This window comes from Cupriavidus sp. 05N39 (assembly GCF_056397325.1).
Window position 1 is genome coordinate 1 of record NZ_JBFTNE010000436.1, and the last position, 336, is coordinate 336.

Sequence of the window (336 nt, forward strand, 5' to 3'; positions counted from 1 at the left end):
AAGAACTCGACGCCCGCGCCATGCGCGCCGTGCGCGGCGGCTTCGTGCCCTTCCTGCCCGTGTTCAGCGCCGTCAAGATCGACTCGACCTTCAAYGCYKMRCAACTGATCGGCCAGACGCAGAACGTCACCAACATGAATGGCAACAACGCGGCCTTCGTCGACGACATCAAGTCGCATGTCMMYTCGACGCAGAACGCCCAAAACAACATCTATCGCTGAACGGCCCGGCAGACGCGGAGGCGGCCCCGCCACCTCCGCTGCCAACCAGCCACTCAGGAACATTTCAAGTCATTCAGTGAAGCCAAGGAGAACCACCATGCCATCCATCATCGTG

The 336-nt window shown here is 60.7% G+C and carries 1 protein-coding gene; it reads left to right on the forward strand.

Features of this window, described 5'->3' with window-relative positions; genetic code table 11:
• A partial coding sequence (locus tag AC1DN0_RS42075) for a hypothetical protein (RefSeq protein WP_477144807.1) occupies positions 1-221 on the forward strand: 221 nt, incomplete at its 5' end.
• Between the last annotated feature and the right edge of the window lie 115 nt (positions 222-336).